Origin of the sequence: Vibrio sp. 661 (assembly GCF_033339315.1) — a bacterium.
Taxonomy (GTDB): Bacteria; Pseudomonadota; Gammaproteobacteria; order Enterobacterales; family Vibrionaceae; genus Vibrio; species Vibrio alginolyticus.
This window is the reverse complement of record NZ_JAWOUJ010000001.1, coordinates 337,956-358,450: the sequence shown is the minus strand read 5'-3', so window position 1 is coordinate 358,450 and position 20,495 is coordinate 337,956. Positions and strand designations below refer to the sequence as shown.

Below are 20,495 nucleotides of genomic sequence, written 5' to 3'. Positions count from 1 at the left end.
GTAATAGACAACTCTTTCCAAGTTGTTTGAAGCAGCAATCGGAGCAATAACACGCTCCCGAAGGGCGAGTTGCCTTGGCTTGTATACTTTGTTGTCGATATCTTGATTTAGACCCACTAGACCTTTAAATCGCCGCCGCGTCTACAAACCAAGTCATTCTCGCTGAACCAAGCATCTCGAGGTTACTTGGGTATCGTGTAATTGTTTTTGTTATGAGAAAAGGGAAACTGGCGGCGCTCGAGGAACTGGTGTTTCAAATCGCACACTTAGAGCCAAATAAGCGTAGCTGTCAGAAGTCACCAAGCTCTGTCTTGAAAGTATCGGTGTCGTTGGAAGTGTATCGTGATGAAAAGTCGAGAAGTGGCTAAACGGACAAGGCTTGCCTTTGTGGCTGACCGAATTGTCGCCCTCTTCTATTTGGACCAACTCAAATCCGTTAAGCGTACATAGCGTCGCCCACACGCCCATGCTGTTACCATGAGCATTGATAACAGGCATCAGTGTCACTAGCACCCAACTGAGAGCACTAGCAAATAACATCGAGCGGTAAAAAGGAATTAATCTACGCATAACGGTGACTTAACAAATTTCACACAGCGTAACCAATTTTGAGTGATAACTCAAAAACAGGATCAATAAGTGCTTGCTACCTCACAGGTTTTCTTGAATGCATCGATTGACAGTCGCAAAAAAGCCCGCCGAAATGGCAGGCTGATAATGTGTTCATTCATTACTTAGAGATAACGCGTAATCCACTGCCACGAGCAAATGCTCCGCTCAGTAGATAATTAGCCAAACAACTTGCTCCAAATGCTTGGATTCCGCTTGTCGTGGTACTCTTCACGAAGACTATCGATTTCACGCAGTTGAGCTTTTGCTTCTTGTAGCTTGCCCGCATCAAGATCCGCTTCAATCTTATCTAGCGTTACCGTCAGCTTGTTAAAGCCTTCTAAGTAAGTATCAAACTTCTCTGGTGGGTAATTACCACGCTTAGATTGTTCAACAATCGCTTGCAAGCTATCAATCGCAGATTTCATGGTTTCGACATCAGATGCTTCTGCCGCCTGTTTGAATTCCATCTTCATCTGTTTCATGTTTTGTTTTAAATCAACCGCTTCTGCCATTGCGTATGTTGAGCCAAACGCAATCGCACACCCTAGGACTAAAGGACGTAACATTTTTCACTTCTCCATTTATAGTGCCGAATTCTGTGTCGGCTTTATTCACCCAAATAACCTACGCCATAAAAGGCGAAAAACTAGCTTAGTTGAGTATTTCCGGGTCGCAGTGTAAAGCAATCTGGCGTCGGGTGCATACCTTAAATGTAATCAAGTTTATGCGTTGAGAATGCTGTCATATTCTGCAATTGGTTTACGGCCTCTCAAAGCTAAGAAAGACAAAAACTGCTGAGCGGTGTGAGTAATCACTTTCTTGCTATCAATACCCACTTTGTCCATTAACTCTCCAACCAAATCCAGATTACCAACATCGTGACAGAAGTGCGCGTCACTGCCCGTGGTGAAGAAAACACCGAGATCTTTCCCGATTTGTGCAATCTCGTGGCAACGGTCTACGCTGCCTACTCGGCTGTTGCCTTTCAGCGTGGTGTTATTAATTTCAATCGCGACATTGTGCTCTTTCGCGCACGCTAAAACGGTCTGAAAATCAAAGTCGAAATTTGGATTACCAAGATGACCGAGCGCATCAATACGACCACTCTGAATGACATTAACAAGTGCTTCCGTGTGAGTTTGCTTGTTTGCAGGACGAAAAACGGGTTCATGAAAACTCGCGATCACCCAATCTAAGTTGCGGTCCACACTCAGTGGAATATCAATGTCGCCTTCGGTATTCATAATGTTAGATTCAACGCCACGAATAATCGCAACGCCTTCAAGAAAGCGAGGCAGAATTTTCTGGTTCGAGAAGAACCAGTAATGAGGCGCACCCGGCATTGATTCTGCGTGATCGGTCGTGCAGAACATATCCAGCCCGTTCTCTTTTGCCAACTTTGCATTTTCAATCAAGGTACTGTACGCGTGACCACTGGCGTACGTATGTGTATGGGTATCAACTTTAAATTCCATCATCCACTCTCTTAGGTGCGCTATCTTGCGTGCTATTGTATACCTTCAGGCAACGCATCGTCAGCCCAAGATAAGCAAGAACCCTAAGCTTGCTCTTCACAAATGGCTTTTATCAAGGGTAAGGCTTTTTCCCATCCGTGATTAAACATAGAAACAAAGTCGTTGTGAGTATGAATGGTAACATTGAGTAGTAAACGATTGTTGTTGGTATCGATCTGGTAGATCTCTCGCGATCCGATCCACCTAGATGCTAGGTCAGCATCGAGTTGTTGACGATTATCCGGATTAAAAATGGCAACATGATGAAATTCAAGTTTTTGAAGCGGTAGCACCGTATCTATGATCGCCCTTGTCCCGCCCATATCTGGATCAAAAAAAGTGATGCCACCTCCTTCTTCCCAAGCTCCTTCAAATTGAGACTGCGGTGAAAAGGCTTGCGCCCAACGTTTATACAACTCAACATCGGTTAGCACTTCCCACACTCGTTGCGGTGTCGCCGAAATTTCGAGGTAATAATTTAGCGTAAGCATGATTTCTCTCCTTGAACCTTTCTTGACGCTAGCCCATACTCAGGAAAAATCAAACCACACGACCAATTTATCTACCTGCCCCCTTCATTTTCCGACAGACTAAGAAGTTCTCGCTTGTAAACCGCCACTGCGATGCGCCGTAAAGCGAACCCAACATGTGTTCAGTATGATTGCGAGCACTATTAAACTCATCCCAACAATTTGACTTTGACTCATTCGGTCTTCAAAAAACAGGCTCTGCCAAACCGCAGTGAACAATAAGTTAGTAAAAATGAGTGGTGCAAGTTGAGAGCCACTGCTTGCCAGTTTATATGCTTTGGAGCGAAAAACTTGGGTGTTAATGATCATCAGAGACATCATACCGATCCACAGCATATTTGAAGAAATCTCAGGCGCCATAACACTCATATTAAGTAACACGTCGAAGTCGTTAAACAAAGTTAGCGGCAACAGAAATACGGCAGCAAAACCAAACGCCCAAAAGTTGATTTCTAGCGGCGACATATTTGTTTTACTCACTTTATATAACGTAAGCTGAGAACCAGAATTGAAGAGTCCACCAGCCAAGCCGAGCAATAAATCCGCTCGCCATGTAATCCCACTTCCACCGCCCGCCAACATAACCACACCAGTGAACGCCATTGCTAAAGCCGCCAATGTTGAAACACGAATGCGCCCCCTCATGAACAGCTTTTCGACCAAGGGAATAAATAATGGGCCAGTAGCAAACAACACAACCCCTTCAACGAGCGTTAACGTTTGTAATGACGCGATAAAGCAAAGTTGTGACAAACCGATACAAAGAGCACGCAATAAAATAGGCTTTAGCGTGCCCGCTTTAGGAAAGGTAAGGTTTTTCACACGAAGTAAGATAAGCAAGATAAGCGCAGGCACCAAAAAACGTAAGAAGCTAAATAGTGTGACGGAAAGTTCGCCTGACAACTGCTTTGCTAACAGTCCAGTAACAGATAAGCTTAACGTAGACATTAACATGAAAAGGATAGATTTATTTACAGCATTCATTCAATACTCCTTAATATATGGAGTATTTTAAAAGACATCACTTATAGTAAATAGCGACTAATATTAACCATTGATGTAAGAAAAACTTACAGTTTAACTTATCTATCACCAGCTACGGTTTTTAAATTATGCGGAAACTAGTCCCCTTAAAGTCCATCTACGCATTTGTTGCAGTAGCTGAGTCTGGCAGCATGACAGAAGCAGCACATATATTAAGTGTGAGCCACTCAGCCGTAAGTCAGGCGATTAAATCGCTGGAGAGTCAAGTCAACAAGCCTTTGTTTGATCGCATAGGCAGACAAGTTCAACTCAATGCGGACGGTAAAAAGTATTACCGAAAGGTGGCACCCGCTTTAGAGCAAATTGTCGATGCAACGGAAGCACTCATCCAAGATCAGAACTTGCAGCGTGTTACGCTCAATATGGTGAATTCATTGGCTCTTCACTGGTGGATTCCTCGAATGTCAGATTTACAAGGGTTTGCTCCTCAATTAGACGTTCGTTTATCAAACCTGTCTGGCAGATTCAATTTAGAACAAGAAGGTATCGACGCGGCCTTGGTGCATGGAAATCCCGAAGAATGGCAGGATTACTACTGCGAAAAGCTCAGTGAAGATGAACTGGTTTTGGTGTGCAGTCCTGAATTGATAGCGAAGACAAAGGACTCAAACATCACTCAACTCTTAAAGCAATATCCCATCATTGAAGTTACTAACGAGCGAAGAAAAAATGACTGGAACGTGTGGCAGGACGCGACGGGTATCCAGCGACCTAAAAATAAAAAACCAATCACTTTTAACATGTCGATACAAGCCGTCCAGGCCACAACTCGTCGTTTGGGGTTATTGGTCACTCATCGCTTGTTTGTGAAGGATGACATCAAATATGGTCAGCTAATCGAGCTGGGTGAACCCGTCATTAATCCTCATCAACAGCTTTACTTTGTATGCCCGCCACACAAGCTAAAGCTTGAATCGTTTCATCTGTTGCGATCTTGGCTACAACAATCATTCAACTATTAGAAACTTTTGTTAAGCACATTCACTGAAAAACTAGTATAAAGTTAGAAGAGCACTTTTCATCCAAGGATGGTTTATGAAGCAGTATCAAATATGGCTAAGCGCACTCTGTTTTGCAGTATCTTTGAGTACGACCGCTGAAGTAGAAAATGATAACCGCCTTTCAGAACAAGGGATCTCCACGGCAATTATTGGGGGTCAGCAGGCTACCCAAAACCAACTTCCTTTTTTTGCACGTCTTATTCTACATAAAACTGGCGCTAATCAGTTTGCCAATATTTGTGGGGGAACCATTGTAAACGACCGCTTCATTTTAACTGCGGCCCACTGCGTAGAACCAAGCGTTTTTACTGATGGCTGGACAATCAACGATCTACGAGTGCTAGTCAAAAACCCTACGATGAATGACGTGTTTGTTGAAGAATTCAAAGATGTTCGCTCTATCACGATTCATCCTGATTATGTGCCTAGCGATTTATGGATTAATGACATCGCTGTCCTTGAATTGACTAGACCTATCACCGATAACGTCCAATCCATCACTTTACCGCAAGACTTTGGAGACTACAGCAGCAAGTCAGTTTATCAGATATTCGGTTTAGGTCAGACCTCAACCAATGATGAAAGCTCCCCTAACTATTTACGCTGGGCAGAAGTAAAACCCCTTACCGACACCCAATGCGCTTCGTTGGTAACAGGGTTTAACGCTCAGGAAAGTTTATGTGCGAATGGATTTCCTGAACGAAGCTACACTGGCATCTGTCGTGGTGACTCAGGCGGTCCTCTCACCTATCAAGACAATAATGGCATGTATCAGCAAATTGGCATTGTGAGCTACGGTTCTTCAGTTTGCGAATCCGCTGCGATTCCAAGTGTGTTTACCGAGATTTTGAACTATGCAACATGGATTGAGACCCAAACCAGCTCAGGTGTAAAAACCAGTTATAACGCCCTCTTAGCAAGTTCGGAAGATTATCATAGCGAAGGGGACTCTGGCTTTGAGCCTGTCGATACCAACACATCTGGCTTTGGTAACAACGGCAGCAGTGGCGGCGGTGCTCTCGGATCAGGGTTGATCATGCTTGGAGGCTGGTTTGGTTGGCTAAGACACCGCAGAAATTATTCGCGCTCCTAGTAGCGTCAACAAGACATCATAATATCTTGCGCTTAACGCGAGAGTTAATGATGTCTTCAATCATCTTTTGCTCTTTTTTCGCTTTTTCATAGTTCTGCTTAGTACGCCAACGTTCAAGCACTTTTTCTAACCCTTGAACGCGTGCGTGCTTGTGTTCTAGCGTTTTCTGTACAGATGCACATTCCGCTTGCATAACGGCTTGCTCTTGCTCGTGGTGACGAAGCATTCTTTGTAGCATTTGGTCAACACGATTAAAGTTCATCAAAGCCGCGCTCGTCAGCGTCGGGCCGGTTCGGGTTGATTGTCCAGCGTGGCCTTTCAACGCCGACAACTGTTCCAATTGCATTGAAAGATGGGAGTGACGCTGACGCATGGCATCAAGTTGTTGACCCACACGGTCACGCTGTTTTTCTTCCATTTGCTGTAACTTGCCTACGGCTTTTAACTTGGATTTCATTTCAGCCTTGTCACTCCCATTTGATTAAGCACTTTGAAAAAGCTGCGCGAGCTCGGTCAAACTGGTTGGGTAATCTACAGACTCGTTGGCAGCTTGTTGTAGATATGCACGCAAATTTGGATACATAGCAACAGATTGATCTAACTCAGGATCTTGTCCTGGTTGATAACCCCCTAATGGCAGTAACTCTTTAACCTGAAGGTAGTTGGAGTACATTTGACGGAAGTTATTCGCAATCGTGCTGTGTGCGTCCTGCGTACAAGTATTCATACAACGGCTAATAGACGCGTTGATATCTATCGCGGGATAATGCCCTTGCTCAGCCAGTTGACGCGATAAAACGACATGCCCATCTAAGATGGCGCGCGCGGAATCCACGACAGGATCTTGTTGGTCGTCCCCTTCTGCCAATACGGTATAAATTGCCGTTAAGCTACCATGTTGATTTTCACTGTTACCCGCTCGCTCTAGGAGTTGAGGTAATACGCTGAAGACTGAGGGCGGATAACCACGAGAAGCTGGAGGCTCACCGAGCGAAAGAGCGATTTCGCGCTGTGCCATGGCGTATCGGGTTAGAGAGTCCATCAGAAGTAGAACGTCTTTGCCTTGGTCTCGGAAATACTCTGAAACGCGATGACAAAGTAGTGTCGCTCTTAACCTCATTAGCGGGGATTCATCAGCAGGAGCCGCGATAATGATCGCTTTCTTGCGCGCTTCTGGGGTTAAGTTTCTCTCGATGAACTCACGTACTTCTCTGCCTCGCTCACCAATAAGCCCGACCACAATTACATCGGCCTCCGTGTTTTTGGTGATCATCCCCATTAACACACTTTTACCGACGCCACTGCCAGCCATCAAACCAATACGTTGGCCTTTGCCTACCGTCAATAGTCCATTAATCGCTCGCACGCCTACGTTGAGTGGTGTATCAACTGGGCGTCGCTTCAGTGGGTTAATCGGTTTTGGTTCAAGTGAAACTCGATCTCCCCCCTTAAGCGGAGCCCCATCATCTAACGGCTCACCTAAACCATTCAGTACGCGTCCTAACCACTGAGAGCTTAGCTGCACGGTACTGTCACCATCAAGAGGGATGACTTTTGCACCTGCAAACAGACCGCCTAAACGGCGGATAGGCATGAGGTAAGCAATAGTGTGTTCAAAGCCCACAACTTGCGCTTCGATCATATCGCCTTCCGCGGTTTCTACGAGACAACGCTGCTCAAGCTTAAACCGACACCCTACGGCTTGTAACATTAAGCCGTTTACTTTTATCAATCGCCCTGTTACGCGAGCAACAGGGATTGAATCGAGCGAAGCCAAGGCTTCGCTCAAACGCTCACTTAATAGTTCATGGCTTAGGGTATTACTCATGCTCAGACTCTACCTGTGGAATACTGACTTCATCCAAAAGGTGTTGCTTTACATTGTCCATACAGGCTTCCAAACGAGAGTCGCAGCTCGCATCCGCTTCTGCGTCATCAGTCACTAACTGACAGCCACCAATAGGAAGCTCCGTATTAGGGACCAGTTTCCAAGATTGCGGCAAATCAGCATTGATGTGAGTAATGCGCTCTAAATCTTGCGGATTTAAATGCACAGTTACTGTTTCCGCTTTACCAGGCATGGCAGACAATGTCTCGTCCACCAAAGCTAGGATCTGCTGAGGCATTAAAGTGAGCTCAGCACGAATCACTTGCTGAGCAACCTTTTGTACCAGTTCACAAATCATATGGCGTTGTTGCTGTTCTTTTTCATCTTGCCAACGAGAAAGGGCGTGAAAAAGTTCATTGACAGGCTTCGCCGCCTCCAAAAAGCCTTGCTTTCCAGACTGCTCACCGGAAACAAAGCCTTTTTGGAAACCTTCTTTTTGACCTTCCAACAGACCTTGTTGCTTGCCCTGTTCGATACCTTGGCGTAAACCTTCCTCATGTCCTTGTTGCAAACCTTGTTGAAAACCTTCTTCAAGTTGCTGTTGGATATCTATTTGAGGTTCTTGCCAGCCTTGGTTATCTAGCCCGAATTCGTCTTCGATAGTCTTAGGTTGCGCTAAAGGCGGAAAACGGTGTAAACGATACCCGCTCGGAGGCAATCGCATAGTACTTGATTTTGTCTCTAGCATGACCTTACTCCACCGTTGGCTCTTCATAGAGAAGCAGCTGAACTTCACCAGATTCATCCAGCTCACGTACCATTTGCATGATGTCTTGACGTGCTTTTTGAACTCGACTTAACGCAACAGCGCCGCGTGCGTCCATGTCATCTTCTAGCGCTTTCACCATACGTTGCGGCATTGAACGCTTAATAGCTTGTTGTAAGGTAATATCGGAACCTTTTAGCGCAACTGCCCACAACTCTAGCGGGATTTGCTGCACCAACATGTCCATAGTTTCTTCGCGTTGTCGGCCAAGAACCATAAAGTCGAACATGTTTTCTTCGATTGCATTAACAACATCTTCATCATGCAACTTCAGCATTTCCATCAATGAACCACGGTCACCTTCAAAGCGGTTAATGATATCTGCTGCTTGCTTAACACCTGATAACGGCGTGCTTTGACTTGCGGATACTTTTTCGATGCAACGCTCAACGAGTTCATGCAAATCAACGGCAACTTGATGATCGATATCTTGCAATTGAGCAATACGGAACAATATTTCGTCATGGTAATCTTGTGGCAAGTGCTTCAATACCGCTGAAGAGCTGTCCGCTGGCAAATACGCTAGAAAAATTGCTTGCATTTGTGGGTGCTCATTCACAATGAAACGAGCGAGAGTTTCTGCTTCCACCCACTGTAAGCGCTGCATATTGTTGCGAATTTCATCGCCATATAAGGTATTTAATAACCCTTTTGCCAAATCGTTACCCAACGCTTTGCGCAATGTATTAGATAGGTATTCCTTAGAGGCTCCTCGAATACCGCTGTGCTCACGGAAATCTTCAAAGAAAGTTTGAATAACACCACGAGCAGAATCGCTCTTAATGCCATTTAACTTCGCCATTGCACGAGTCACACGCTGGGTTTCATCACGGCTAAAGTGTTGCAAAACCTTCGCTGCGGCATCCTCGCCCATGCCTAATAGCACGAGCGCGGTTTGTTCAACATAACTAAGCGTCTGCTTTGATAGAACTGTGTTCATTGATGTTTACCCATTGTTTCAGTATTTCGGCTACGCGCTCTGGCTCTTCATTAGCAATAAGCTGTAGGTGTTTCAATTGAATTTCTAATGGCGAACCTGCTGGTGGTAGCATGTCGCTGTTTACATCTAAACCTGAAGAGGCTGAGATGCCTTTTTCAGATAGGCGGCGATCAAGTACTTCTTCATGCTCGCGTTCTTCACGCGTTTGCAAGTTTTCGTAGTCAGGCTCTTCCTGAGGCTCAGCAAAATTTAGCTCAGGCACAGGTTTATCAACGCCAGTCAGGTGCATGATTAATGGACGCAGTACGAAGAAGATCATCGCCAAGCCTAACAAGCCACCAATAACGTAGCGTATTGGCTGCTGTACTGTAGGGTCTTGCCACCACGGCAGTGCAGGAGGAGCATCAATTTCGATTGGGGTGAAGTTGAAACTCATTAAACTTAAGCTGTCACCTCGTGTGGCAGAGATACCAACAGCATCCATGATCATGTTTGAGATTTGCTCTTTATCGGCTTCACTCCACGCAACACCATCTGGCGAAGCTTTGGAGTTCAACAGAACCGAGACACTAAGCTTTTCTATTTGGCCTTGTTGGTATTGAGTACGACGAACACTACTACCTACAGCATATTGACGATTCACTTCAGATCGCGCATTCGTGTTTTGGCTGTCGTTCGTTTCCACTTCACCAGATCCTGTCACTGGCGGTTGGTTACTTAGAGAACCTGGAACACCCAACGCAATTTGATCAACCGAGTTGTTATGAATGGTGTGCTCATTACGCACAACCGGCGCGTTATCCAAAATTTCTTGTGTTTCTTCAACTTGGCTAAAGTCCAGATCGGCAGCGACTTGTACGCGGAAGTTACTCGGCCCCACAATCGGCGTAAGCATGTCTGCTGCGCGTTGGATGATCTGTTTTTCAACACTCTTCTGGTATTCAAGATATTTCGCGTTTACTTTACCGGCTTCCGCAGAAGCGACATCCGCACTAAGAAGACGGCCGTACTGGTCAATGACAGAAACAAATTCTGGCTTCATTGCCGTGACACTGCCAACCACTAGGTTAATGATCGCTTCAACTTGTTCAGGCTTTAAGTCTTCACCAGGTTTGAGCTCAAGCATGACAGATGCTGATGGATTCTCACTGTTTTGGCGGACGAATAGAGTTTGACGAGGTATTGCTAAATGAACACGCGCGTTCGCTACTGAGTTCAAAGACATGATAGTACGTACTAACTCACCTTCTAAACCATGACGATAACGCGCCGTTTCCATAAATTGGCTCGTACCAAGAGAGCTATCTTCCTTGAGCGAATCCAAACCTGTCGGCAGCTTAGCTTTAACACCTTTTGATGCAAGCAACATGCGTACCTTCGCAACCTCACCTTCTGGTACAAGAACTTGTCCATTTTGCTCTTGCATGCGGTAGCTTACGCCTTCGCTTTCTAATACCGACACAATTTCGCCGATATCAAAACGCTCTTGCTGGCTATAGAGCGGACGAAAGCTCTGCGAGGAACTCCATAGTGCAACCACAATAATCGCTGCAACAATCGCAGCTAACACCGCAGATAGCACTAAGTTTCTCTGACTGCTAGACCAGATTTGCTTCAGCTTCGTTGTCACATCGTCCATGCCGTTGGCAGTAGAAAATGTCTGTGCTGTGCCGGTAGCCATAGCTGTGTTTCCGGCGACTTGGGGGGTTAGTTCTGACATGAATTACACCGGCATCTTCATAATATCTTCAAATGAGGTCACGACTTTGTTGCGCACTTGCATCAAAGCATTAAAGGACAAGCTGGCTTTTTGGCTCGCGACCATTGCACCAACTAGGTCATCACTTTTTCCTGTTTCTACGGCCGTCATTTTTTGACTAGCCACTGATTGATGTTGATTCACTGTATCCAACACATTTGTCATCGCTTGTGAGAACGATAAAGGTGCGTTTAGTGATTGTTGATCTAAAGGATTTGCACTCACGATAAACTCTGGCGGCTGCACTTGTGCCTGCATCGCCTGCATTTTTGACAACATAAGTTGCTCTGCCGAGACCGCATGAGTAGGTTGACTTGCCATCTATTTTTTCTCCTATTAGGCAGCCGAGCCTAGTGCCGACTGTAAATCAATACCATGTTCTCGCATTGCTGCGAGCTTGTAGCGTAGCGCTCGAGTAGAGACTCCAAGCGCGTTTGCGGTTTTCGTTCGGTTTCCACCAAACTGACGTAACTTTTCCAAAATAAACTGATATTCAGCTTGCTTCTTCGCTTCTACATGACCAAAACTTGAAGTTGGCTCTGCTGTAGGAACTGACGCGACAAGCTCAATAGGCAGCATCAGGTCATGGGCTGTAATGTAATCACCATGACGCATGACCAAAGCGCGTTGAATGACATTTTCCAACTCACGAATATTGCCCGGCCAGTGATACTGACTCAGCGCACTAATCGCATCTTGGGATAGGTGACAGCGGCTACTATCTTGATACTTTTCAATAAAGAATTGGCTAATCGGTAGAATGTCCTCTTTTCTTTCACGCAAAGGCGGCCAGTGCAGAGGCAGCACATCTAATCGATAATAAAGATCTTCACGGAACGTGCCTTTTTGAACTTCCTCACGTAAGTCTTTGTTGGTTGCCGCAATAACACGAATATCGAGCTGAACGGCTTTATGGCTACCAACACGTTCTACTTCACGCTCTTGAAGGACGCGTAACAATTTCGCTTGAACCGCAGGTGACATTTCACCAATCTCGTCAAGCAGAATCGTCCCGCCATTTGCTTCTTCAAACTTACCGCTTTGAGAATTTGTCGCTCCGGTGAACGCGCCTTTTACATGACCGAATAGCACAGCCTCTAACATTGACTCTGGAATGGCGGCACAGTTAACCGCCACAAATGGACCATTGATACGCGGAGAGTGCTCATGCACATATCGCGCCAGCACTTCTTTACCCGTTCCCGATTCACCTGTAATAAGCACACTCGCGTTAGTACATGCTGCACGATGCGCCAATTGTAGAACTTGTTTGCTTCTCCAAGACTCTGCAACAATGTTGGCCATTGGCTTACCTAACGCTTCAACACGTTTAAGCAGATTAACCAACTGATTAGATTCAAATGGGCGTAATAGATAATCAGTAGCGCCCGCTTTCATCGTCTCAGCAGCCAAGATGCCTTGTTCTTGGTCGACAATCGCAATAACAACACCCGAATTTCGCTGCTTTTGGTGACACGCGACAAACTCACGAACACACATATCCGGCAGCGTAGAGCTCACTAAAGTGATTTCTGCTCGCTCTTCAAGCAAAGCGCCTCGACCAGTACGAGTGTGTTTCGCGGTGTAACCTGCATTTTGCAACACATCCAATACTGGTTGAGCAAGAGCTTCATTTGGCTCAACCAACAAAATTTTCGTTTTCGTCATCATTGAACCTTAACTTTCGTTTGTTGATTTTGTGATTGTAGATCTGGGTGGTGTTTCGTAGCCGTATACTCGTTGTCCCTCACTAAACGCAGGGTGACACGTCGGTTTTTTGCTTGGCCATTAACCGAGTTATTGCTGGCAATTGGGTAACGTGAACCATGAGCTCGTGTTTCGATCATCGACTCGTCGACCCCAAGCTCAATCAAAGCATTGGTGACTTGCTCTGCTCGAGTACGTGACACAGAAAGGTTCGTTAAACTTGAACCAACGTTATCGGTGTGACCGTCGATGAGGATTTTGGTCACTCGATCATCCACAGATACATAGCTATACAGCGCTTCTAGTGTTGCTTTCTGTCCACGACTTAACGTCTTCTGACCAAACTCAAATGAGAGCGCCATATCCCTTGCCTCTGAAAAAGACAATTTAGGCAATCGCGCGCGACACGCATTAAATGATTTCAATGCGTTTTGAATTTGAAGAGTAGGAATCACAATCTCTGAAACAGAGGAAGCATTACTTCCTTTAAGTGACAGCGTCACCCAACTACCCGAAGCAATTGAATCCATGAATTCTTCAGCGCCTTTATTAAAGATGAAACGCTGAGACGGCTTAGTAAATTCAAGGGAACCAAATTCTTTTCTATAAAGCTCATCACCCCAAGGAGCATTTTGAGTTGTTAAAGCAATCGTTTTCCATTTATTGTTTTCATATTCCATATCGGAAATAAAATAGAATTTATTATTAGGTTCCGCTAGGAAATAAAACTTCCCATAGTCTTTATTTGATTGCAACAAGTTGCATTTGAATTTATTTCCCTCATATGTCCATTTAGAGAGGTCCATAGGGATTGTTAAGACTTCTTCTGAATATGACACTTTTGAAAAAATAAAACTGATAACAATAATTGTGTTACAAATTATCAAACGGACATGATTCATGTATATCTTACATTCCCATGACTTAAACCGTTTAATTAAATATGCCACCAAGCCGAGAGAACTGGCATAGCTAATCATTTTAATTACCTATTCTGAATATTAAAATTGGTTACAAAACGCTCAAGAGAGCACGCTTAGCCTCCAACGGAAGCTTTAAGCATAAAAAACAGTATTTTATAATTTATTTATTTGAAATTGTTGTTACGCCATAAAGGCAATTTAAAAAATCTATAACAACTAAAACGCTCAACATTGTTATTTTATTTATTAAGCGATTTATAAAGAAAACTAACTCTTTTTAAATTTCATTAAAAGATTATGACTATATGAACAAAGCAACATGTGAACTAAAGTCACAATCTTAGAGTTTGGAGCTAAAAGATCATTAAAATTTCTGTGTAGACTACACGCCATTAAGTTAAAACACTTTCGATTGTTAACGCACGGTAAAATATAAATGGAAAATAGAGTTAGCGAGCCTATTTCTGATAGTCAACTACTTGATGTAGAATTATTAGGCAAACCTATTCATATCATTCGTGAGAAGCTCGATAATTTAATTTCAGAATCTTGCTCAAACCTTACGACTGAATTACAAAATTGGCTCAGCACAGGAAAAGTGGAAGCTAGCTTAACCTCAGTAGACTTGCACCGCTTTACATCGGTTGAGATGGACAAAGAGCAAACGTCGACCTATCAACATCAGGAAGGCGGCATGGTATTCATCCATGGTAACCCTCACACGCTAATAAAGTTGGCTGATAGATTTTATGGTGCAAGTGCAGAGCGTTCAGCCGCTACTCTGACGGCCAGTGACTTACGTTTACAAGAGCGCATCAGTCGAATCATCATCGGTTGGCTTGCTCCTGGTGAAATGTGGGACACGGGTGAGTATGAGACCCCTAGAGGAATTGGCATTAACGTTCAATTAAACATTGCGTTTGACGATCATCAAGGCTCAATTCATCTCAAGCTAGATGGTCATCTTATTCAAACGCTGATCGAGCAGCTTGAACTGCAACCTGATACCGATTTGTTTCAACCTTTCTGTCGTTCTTTAGAGACGACCCCCGTTCGACTGAACGTTGTTCTAAGTAAAAAGAAGATGCCTTTAAGTGATGTGGTTGGCTTACAACCCAACGATATTTTACCTATTGAGCTTCTTAACACGGTTCCAGTAAGCATTGGCAACCAATCTCTATTTACAGGTCGTATTGCCGAGCAAGACGGCCAACTTGTTTTGATCTTTAACCCTGATAAGGAACCGCAGCGATGAGCGAAGCGCTAGAAACTAATGCATTCGACGCAGAAGAACTGAACTTTGATGATTTTCAATTAGAAGACTTTGAAGCCGAAGATACGCTCCAACAAGAACCAGCCACTGCGGAACGTGACCTTAGCTTTTTCAAAAGCATTCCTGTCACAGTCACGCTGGAAGTTGCGAGTAAGGAGATCCCACTTGGGGACTTAATGAAAGCGGGTGAAGGCACGGTTATCGAGTTGGAAAAGCTCAATGGCGAGCCTTTAGACGTGAAAGTAAACGGTTCTCTTATGGGCCACGCTGAAGTTGTCGTTGTCAATGATAAGTATGGACTTCGTCTGATCGATGTACATGACTCTGCATTGAGTGGCGTTGGTCAATAATCTTAGGTAGGCATCACAATGAAAAATCTGAGCGCTTGGCACCGTTGGTTACCTCTTTTGGTATTGGTGTCACTTTTGTTTGCTTTCCCAACAATGGCGGCTGACAACGGCTTAACTATCTTGTCCGTTTCTGATGGCGACACACAACAAGAATACAGCGTTAAACTGCAAATTCTGTTGTTGATGACGGCGCTCAGTTTTCTTCCAGCATTTATTTTGATGGCGACGAGCTTTACTCGAATTGTCGTTGTCCTTGCGATTTTGCGCCAAGCTCTTGGTCTTCAACAAAGCCCACCTAACAGAGTGTTGGTCGGGATCGCTCTCGCATTGACGTTACTGATTATGCGCCCTGTCTGGAGCGATATTTATGAAAATGCGTTTCAGCCATACGACAACGGCGAAATCACGCTAATACAGGCTTTTTCTGTTGCAGAGAAACCAGTGAGAGAGTTCATGTTGGCACAGACGCACCAAAGCTCTCTTGAACAAATGTTACGTATTGCCAATGAGCCTCTCGACCAAAACGTTGAGGATATTTCATTTGCCGTTGTCTTGCCTGCATTTGTCATTAGTGAACTGAAAACCGCCTTCCAAATTGGTTTTATGCTTTTCATCCCGTTTTTGGTCATCGACTTGGTTGTCGCCAGTGTCCTGATGGCAATGGGTATGATGATGCTATCACCTTTGATTGTCTCACTTCCCTTTAAGTTGGTGGTATTTGTACTCGTGGATGGTTGGGCAATGACAGTTGGCACCTTATCTGCCAGCTTCGGTTAACTAGGAGCAGTTATGACCCCAGAACTAACCGTAACGTTATTTTCCGATGCAGTATGGCTGATCATTTTGATGGTTGCCGTATTGGTTGTTCCAGGCTTAATTGTCGGTTTGTGTATCGCCGTATTTCAGGCTGCCACACAAATCAACGAGCAAACACTCAGCTTTTTGCCACGTTTGCTCGTTACCTTATTAATGGTGATTTTTGCAGGTCACTGGATGCTACGTAAGATCATGGAACTGTTTGATTTCTTGTTCCACAACATACCAGGGATGATTGGCTAATGGCCATCACATTTGCAGAGCTCTCGGCGATACTCGGTCAACTCTGGTGGCCGTTTTTTCGTGTGGGAGCCGTATTTATTTCAATGCCTTTCTTTGGTGATGCGATTATTCCTGTTTGGGTTCGTACTTTACTGGCCCTCTCGATCGTTGTCATTACTGGACCGTTAATGCCACCCATGCCACAAGTCGAGTTATTCTCTATGACTTCCCTGTTCCTTGCTTTTGAGCAAGCTATTTGGGGAGTAATGTTTGGGTTAATTTTGCACATGCTCTTTAACGTTTTCACCATGCTTGGCCAGGTGATTTCTCTGCAAATGGGCTTAGGTATGGCGATGATGAATGATCCTATTAACGGGCTTTCTGTCGCCATTTTGGGACGCATATTTCTGATTTTCTCAACCTTGTTGTTCCTCGCGCTAGAAGGACACTTACTCGTCATAGATATCGTGATTCAAAGCTTTGTTGTTTGGCCAGTCGGATCTGGTATCACATCGCTTTCTCTGCAAGGTGTTGTCAACATTTTCGGTTGGATGTTTGCCTCTTCACTCGCTTTGGCTTTGCCCGCTATTGTTTCCATGCTTCTAGCCAACATCAGTTTTGGTGTAATGAACCGAGCCGCACCATCACTTAATGTCTATGCGTTAGGTTTTCCTATGACGATGCTGCTGGGTCTATTCAGCGTATTAATCTCAGTTTCTGGTGTTCCTGGTCGCTACACGGCGCTCGTTCACGACACCATTAGACACTTGAGTAACTTTATGTTGGGGGGAGCATGAGCGATCAATCTTCTCAAGACAAAACTGAAAAAGCCTCACCGCAGAAGGTAAAGAAAGCCCGCCAGGAAGGACAAATTCCTCGCGCGAAAGAGTTTACTACTGCGGTGATATTTCTAGCGGTGGCGCTCTACTTTTACTCTCAGCTTAATAGTATTTGGGAAAGCATGTCGGGTATCTTTCGCTACAACATGATGCTGACGCGAGCCGACCTAGAAAATCCTAAACAACTTGTCGAGCAATTGGGACAAAGTTTAGCGGTCATCATAGACATGCTATTACCATTGTTTACCGTCATTATTATCGTGACCTGTGGTAGTAGCCTTGTGCTAGGCGGCTGGATGTTCCGTCCCGCGAACGTAATGCCAAAGCTCAGCAAAATTAATCCTTTGAGCGGGATAAAGCGCATTTTTTCGACCCGCTCAGTGGTTGAGCTCTTAAAGTCGACGTTCAAAGTAGCGGTCATCTTCGGCATCTTATATGGCTACTTAGACAACCACTTACAGCCATTACTTGGCATGCAAAATCTCCCGCTCAGCCAAGGTTTTTCTCTAGTAATGTCAATTCTGTTTGAAGGCTTACTCTTAATGGGCTTTGCATTGTTGTTATTTGGGGTTATCGACATTCCTTATCAGCGTTGGGAACACCTAAAAGAACTCCGCATGACGAAACAAGAATTGAAAGAGGAATTTAAAAATAATGAAGGTCGTCCGGAAGTAAAGCAACGTATTCGTCAAATACAGCAACAGTTTGCGCGCCGTAAGATCGATAAAATGGTGCCGACGGCTGACGTGATCATCACAAACCCAACGCACTACGCAGTCGCACTGAAATACGAGCCTTCGCTTTCTGACGCGCCCTTTGTCGTCGCAAAAGGCGTAGACGAAACTGCTATGCACATTCAACGGATCGCCCGAGAAAACAAAGTGGAAATCATTAACTCCCCGCCACTTACCCGTTCGATTTATCACACGACGGCGATTGAACAAGCAATCCCAAGCCAACTGTACATCGCAGTGGCACATATTCTTACTTACGTTTTGCAATTGAAAGCCTTTCGTAAAGGTGAGGGAAAAGAGCCAATTCCTTTACCTCATTTTTCGATTCCAAAACATTTGCAGCACTGATTAACCCGCGTTTATCCAAGGACACGAAAGTATGCTTAACCGGTTAAAACAACTTCAAACATCAACCAAAGGCTACGTTGGCATTCCAATCGTCTTGCTAATGATATTAGCAATGGTGATTCTTCCTTTGCCTCCTCTGCTACTGGATGCGCTGTTTACCTTTAATATCGTCTTAGCAATCCTAGTATTGCTGGTCAGCACAACCGCAAAGCGACCATTAGATTTCTCTGTTTTTCCAACTATTTTGCTGGTCGCAACATTATTACGTCTCACATTGAACGTGGCTTCTACGCGAATTGTACTCCTAGAAGGACATAATGGTGGTGACGCAGCGGGTAAGGTCATTCAAGCATTCGGTGAAGTCGTCATTGGCGGTAACTACGTCGTTGGTATGGTGGTTTTCGTCATCTTGATGATCATCAACTTCGTCGTAATCACCAAAGGTGGTGAACGTATTTCTGAGGTTTCAGCCCGCTTTACGTTGGATGCTTTACCAGGCAAACAAATGGCAATTGATGCCGACTTAAACGCTGGCCTTATCGATCAGGAAACGGCTCGCTTACGCCGTAAAGAAGTCGCCAACGAAGCCGATTTTCATGGTTCGATGGATGGTGCATCAAAGTTTGTGCGTGGCGATGCCATCGCAGGTTTGTTGATTCTGTTTATCAATATCATTGGTGGTATCAGTATTGGTGTCTTCGAGCATGGACTCGCTGCGTCTGACGCCTTTAAAACTTATGCCCTACTCACAATCGGTGATGGTCTAGTTGCTCAAATTCCTTCACTACTATTGGCAACGGCTGCCGCGATTATCGTTACGCGAATTAATGATAGCGATAATGGCATGTCGGAAACCATGCAAAAGCAATTACTGGCAACTCCTGCAACGCTATTTACTGTCGCAGGTATTATGGCGGTAATCGGTATGGTACCGGGTATGCCACACCTAGCCTTTTTTGCGTTTGCTGGCGCATTAGCGTTCGCAGGGTGGCGTCAAACCAAGAAGCCAGTGCAAGACTCCCAGATCGAAGAGGTCGAAGCACTTTCACAAGCAATGCAAGACGATGATACACCGCTGACATGGGATGATATTCCTCACGTCCAAACATTATCACTTGCGCTTGGTTACCGACTCGTCCATCTAGTCAACAAAGAACAAGGGGCACCCTTATCACAACGAATTCGCGGTGTGCGTCGAAACCTTTCTGAACAAGTTGGCTTTTTATTACCTGAAGTTCGTATTCGTGACAACCTGAGCCTTAAGCCAAACCAATACACAATTTCTCTAAATGGCGAAGTCATTGAGCAAGGCTTTATTGAACCAGAGCGTTTAATGGCGATAGCGGTTGGCGAAACTTACGGTGAGGTAGATGGCATTTTGGGTAGCGATCCTGCTTATCAGTTGCCAGCTGTGTGGATTGAGCATCAAGATAAAGCAAAAGCACTTAATATGGGTTACCAAGTTGTCGATGATGGCACTGTTATTGCCACTCATATTAGTAAAATCATGAAGACAAACCTTGCAGAATTGTTTACGCACGACGATGTGGAAGCAATAACCCAGCGTTTGACACAACAAGCCCCGAAACTAGCAGAAGCATTAGCAGCAGCACTTAATCCAGCGCAGCAGCTGAAAGTATATCGTCAGCTTTTATTAGACCAAGTGCCACTAAAAGATATTCGCACGATTGCCAACACAATGTTGGAATCCGCGGAAAATACAAAGGACCCGATCCTACTTGCATCTGATGTGCGCTGTGCACTAAAGCGTACGCTTGTTAACTTAATTGCAGGACAAAAGAACGAGTTAAATGTCTACGCACTGTCTGATGAGCTAGAACAAATGCTACTAACTTCACTGCAACAAGCACAATCTTCTGGTACGGTAACACTAGATAGCTTCCCAATTGAGCCAAACATTCTTGGTCAGTTCCAACAAAACTTGCCATTGATCAGACAACAGCTTAAGCAACAGGGGCTACCTCCGATCCTTCTCGTTATGCCACAGCTGCGCCCTCTTCTAGCGCGTTACGCTCGTACATTTACACAAGGGCTGGCAGTATTGTCTTACAACGAAATCCCAGAAAACAAACAAATCAATGTGGTAGGAAACCTTGGTTAATCTTATTTCAACAC

At 44.7% G+C, this 20,495-nt stretch carries 22 protein-coding genes; 9 read left to right on the top strand and 13 right to left on the bottom strand.

The window, feature by feature from the left end:
* Positions 1 to 210: 210 nt before the first annotated feature.
* From R7P69_RS01630 to R7P69_RS01610, 5 genes are all read right to left on the bottom strand, one after another.
* Positions 211 to 570: a hypothetical protein gene (locus R7P69_RS01630; RefSeq protein ID WP_080276971.1), complete on the bottom strand. Its 360-nt coding sequence runs from the start codon at positions 568 to 570 to the stop codon at positions 211 to 213.
* Between the two features lie 218 nt (positions 571 to 788).
* Positions 789 to 1,178, bottom strand: coding sequence for a cytochrome b562 (locus R7P69_RS01625; protein ID WP_021035869.1), 390 nt, complete (start codon positions 1,176 to 1,178; stop codon positions 789 to 791).
* Positions 1,179 to 1,334: 156 nt separating this feature from the next.
* Complete coding sequence (locus R7P69_RS01620; RefSeq protein WP_005375066.1) at positions 1,335 to 2,087, bottom strand: phosphatase; 753 nt, start codon at positions 2,085 to 2,087, stop codon at positions 1,335 to 1,337.
* Between the two features lie 83 nt (positions 2,088 to 2,170).
* Positions 2,171 to 2,617 (bottom strand): SRPBCC family protein, encoded by a 447-nt coding sequence (locus R7P69_RS01615; protein WP_238952460.1) that lies wholly within the window; start codon positions 2,615 to 2,617, stop codon positions 2,171 to 2,173.
* Between the two features lie 99 nt (positions 2,618 to 2,716).
* Positions 2,717 to 3,640 (bottom strand): DMT family transporter, encoded by a 924-nt coding sequence (locus R7P69_RS01610; RefSeq protein WP_213885227.1) that lies wholly within the window; start codon positions 3,638 to 3,640, stop codon positions 2,717 to 2,719.
* A gap of 128 nt (positions 3,641 to 3,768) precedes the next feature.
* On the opposite strand from R7P69_RS01610, the gene R7P69_RS01605 reads away from it, so the two are divergent.
* Positions 3,769 to 4,662, top strand: coding sequence for a LysR substrate-binding domain-containing protein (locus R7P69_RS01605; RefSeq protein ID WP_158173234.1), 894 nt, complete (start codon positions 3,769 to 3,771; stop codon positions 4,660 to 4,662).
* Between the two features lie 73 nt (positions 4,663 to 4,735).
* Positions 4,736 to 5,794 carry a S1 family peptidase gene (locus R7P69_RS01600; RefSeq protein WP_206958283.1) on the top strand — a complete coding sequence of 353 codons (1,059 nt, stop codon included), beginning with the start codon at positions 4,736 to 4,738 and terminating at the stop codon, positions 5,792 to 5,794.
* Positions 5,795 to 5,810: 16 nt separating this feature from the next.
* On the opposite strand, the gene fliJ is transcribed toward R7P69_RS01600, so the two are convergent.
* Genes fliJ through R7P69_RS01560 form a run of 8 tightly spaced genes read right to left on the bottom strand, consistent with a single transcriptional unit; the run spans position 5,811 to position 13,834 of the window.
* Positions 5,811 to 6,251 (bottom strand): flagellar export protein FliJ, encoded by a 441-nt coding sequence (gene fliJ / locus R7P69_RS01595; protein ID WP_005384016.1) that lies wholly within the window; start codon positions 6,249 to 6,251, stop codon positions 5,811 to 5,813.
* Positions 6,252 to 6,275: 24 nt separating this feature from the next.
* Positions 6,276 to 7,622 (bottom strand): flagellar protein export ATPase FliI, encoded by a 1,347-nt coding sequence (gene fliI / locus R7P69_RS01590; protein ID WP_005375057.1) that lies wholly within the window; start codon positions 7,620 to 7,622, stop codon positions 6,276 to 6,278.
* On the bottom strand, positions 7,615 to 8,370 hold the full coding sequence (gene fliH / locus R7P69_RS01585) for a flagellar assembly protein FliH (protein WP_005375050.1): 756 nt from the start codon (positions 8,368 to 8,370) through the stop codon (positions 7,615 to 7,617). The genes fliI and fliH overlap by 8 nt, the downstream gene beginning before the upstream one ends.
* A gap of 4 nt (positions 8,371 to 8,374) precedes the next feature.
* Positions 8,375 to 9,388: a flagellar motor switch protein FliG gene (locus R7P69_RS01580; RefSeq protein WP_005375048.1), complete on the bottom strand. Its 1,014-nt coding sequence runs from the start codon at positions 9,386 to 9,388 to the stop codon at positions 8,375 to 8,377.
* The gene (gene fliF, locus R7P69_RS01575; protein WP_005384024.1) at positions 9,357 to 11,108 is read right to left on the bottom strand and encodes a flagellar basal-body MS-ring/collar protein FliF; all 1,752 of its coding nucleotides are present in this window, start codon (positions 11,106 to 11,108) and stop codon (positions 9,357 to 9,359) included. The genes R7P69_RS01580 and fliF overlap by 32 nt, the downstream gene beginning before the upstream one ends.
* A gap of 3 nt (positions 11,109 to 11,111) precedes the next feature.
* Positions 11,112 to 11,468: a flagellar hook-basal body complex protein FliE gene (fliE, locus tag R7P69_RS01570; protein WP_005375045.1), complete on the bottom strand. Its 357-nt coding sequence runs from the start codon at positions 11,466 to 11,468 to the stop codon at positions 11,112 to 11,114.
* A 15-nt stretch (positions 11,469 to 11,483) separates the two neighbouring features.
* A complete protein-coding gene (locus R7P69_RS01565) occupies positions 11,484 to 12,815 on the bottom strand; it encodes a sigma-54 interaction domain-containing protein (protein WP_031778880.1) in 1,332 nt (443 codons plus the stop codon).
* Complete coding sequence (locus R7P69_RS01560; protein WP_238952459.1) at positions 12,815 to 13,834, bottom strand: OmpA family protein; 1,020 nt, start codon at positions 13,832 to 13,834, stop codon at positions 12,815 to 12,817. The genes R7P69_RS01565 and R7P69_RS01560 overlap by 1 nt, the downstream gene beginning before the upstream one ends.
* 379 nt (positions 13,835 to 14,213) lie before the next feature.
* On the opposite strand from R7P69_RS01560, the gene R7P69_RS01555 reads away from it, so the two are divergent.
* From R7P69_RS01555 to flhA, 7 genes are read left to right on the top strand one after another with little or no spacing between them, the layout of a single operon-like run.
* Complete coding sequence (locus R7P69_RS01555; protein ID WP_005375039.1) at positions 14,214 to 15,032, top strand: FliM/FliN family flagellar motor switch protein; 819 nt, start codon at positions 14,214 to 14,216, stop codon at positions 15,030 to 15,032.
* On the top strand, positions 15,029 to 15,400 hold the full coding sequence (gene fliN, locus R7P69_RS01550; RefSeq protein ID WP_005375038.1) for a flagellar motor switch protein FliN: 372 nt from the start codon (positions 15,029 to 15,031) through the stop codon (positions 15,398 to 15,400). Before R7P69_RS01555 ends, fliN begins: the two co-directional genes overlap by 4 nt.
* 18 nt (positions 15,401 to 15,418) lie before the next feature.
* On the top strand, positions 15,419 to 16,177 hold the full coding sequence (fliP, locus tag R7P69_RS01545) for a flagellar type III secretion system pore protein FliP (protein ID WP_005375037.1): 759 nt from the start codon (positions 15,419 to 15,421) through the stop codon (positions 16,175 to 16,177).
* Between the two features lie 12 nt (positions 16,178 to 16,189).
* Entirely contained in the window at positions 16,190 to 16,459 is a 270-nt protein-coding gene (gene fliQ / locus R7P69_RS01540) for a flagellar biosynthesis protein FliQ (RefSeq protein ID WP_005375036.1), read from the top strand.
* Positions 16,459 to 17,235: a flagellar biosynthetic protein FliR gene (gene fliR, locus R7P69_RS01535; RefSeq protein ID WP_005375027.1), complete on the top strand. Its 777-nt coding sequence runs from the start codon at positions 16,459 to 16,461 to the stop codon at positions 17,233 to 17,235. Before fliQ ends, fliR begins: the two co-directional genes overlap by 1 nt.
* Complete coding sequence (gene flhB / locus R7P69_RS01530) at positions 17,232 to 18,359, top strand: flagellar biosynthesis protein FlhB (RefSeq protein WP_005375025.1); 1,128 nt, start codon at positions 17,232 to 17,234, stop codon at positions 18,357 to 18,359. The genes fliR and flhB overlap by 4 nt, the downstream gene beginning before the upstream one ends.
* A 31-nt stretch (positions 18,360 to 18,390) precedes the next feature.
* Positions 18,391 to 20,481, top strand: coding sequence for a flagellar biosynthesis protein FlhA (gene flhA, locus R7P69_RS01525; protein WP_005375024.1), 2,091 nt, complete (start codon positions 18,391 to 18,393; stop codon positions 20,479 to 20,481).
* The last annotated feature ends 14 nt before the right edge of the window (positions 20,482 to 20,495 follow it).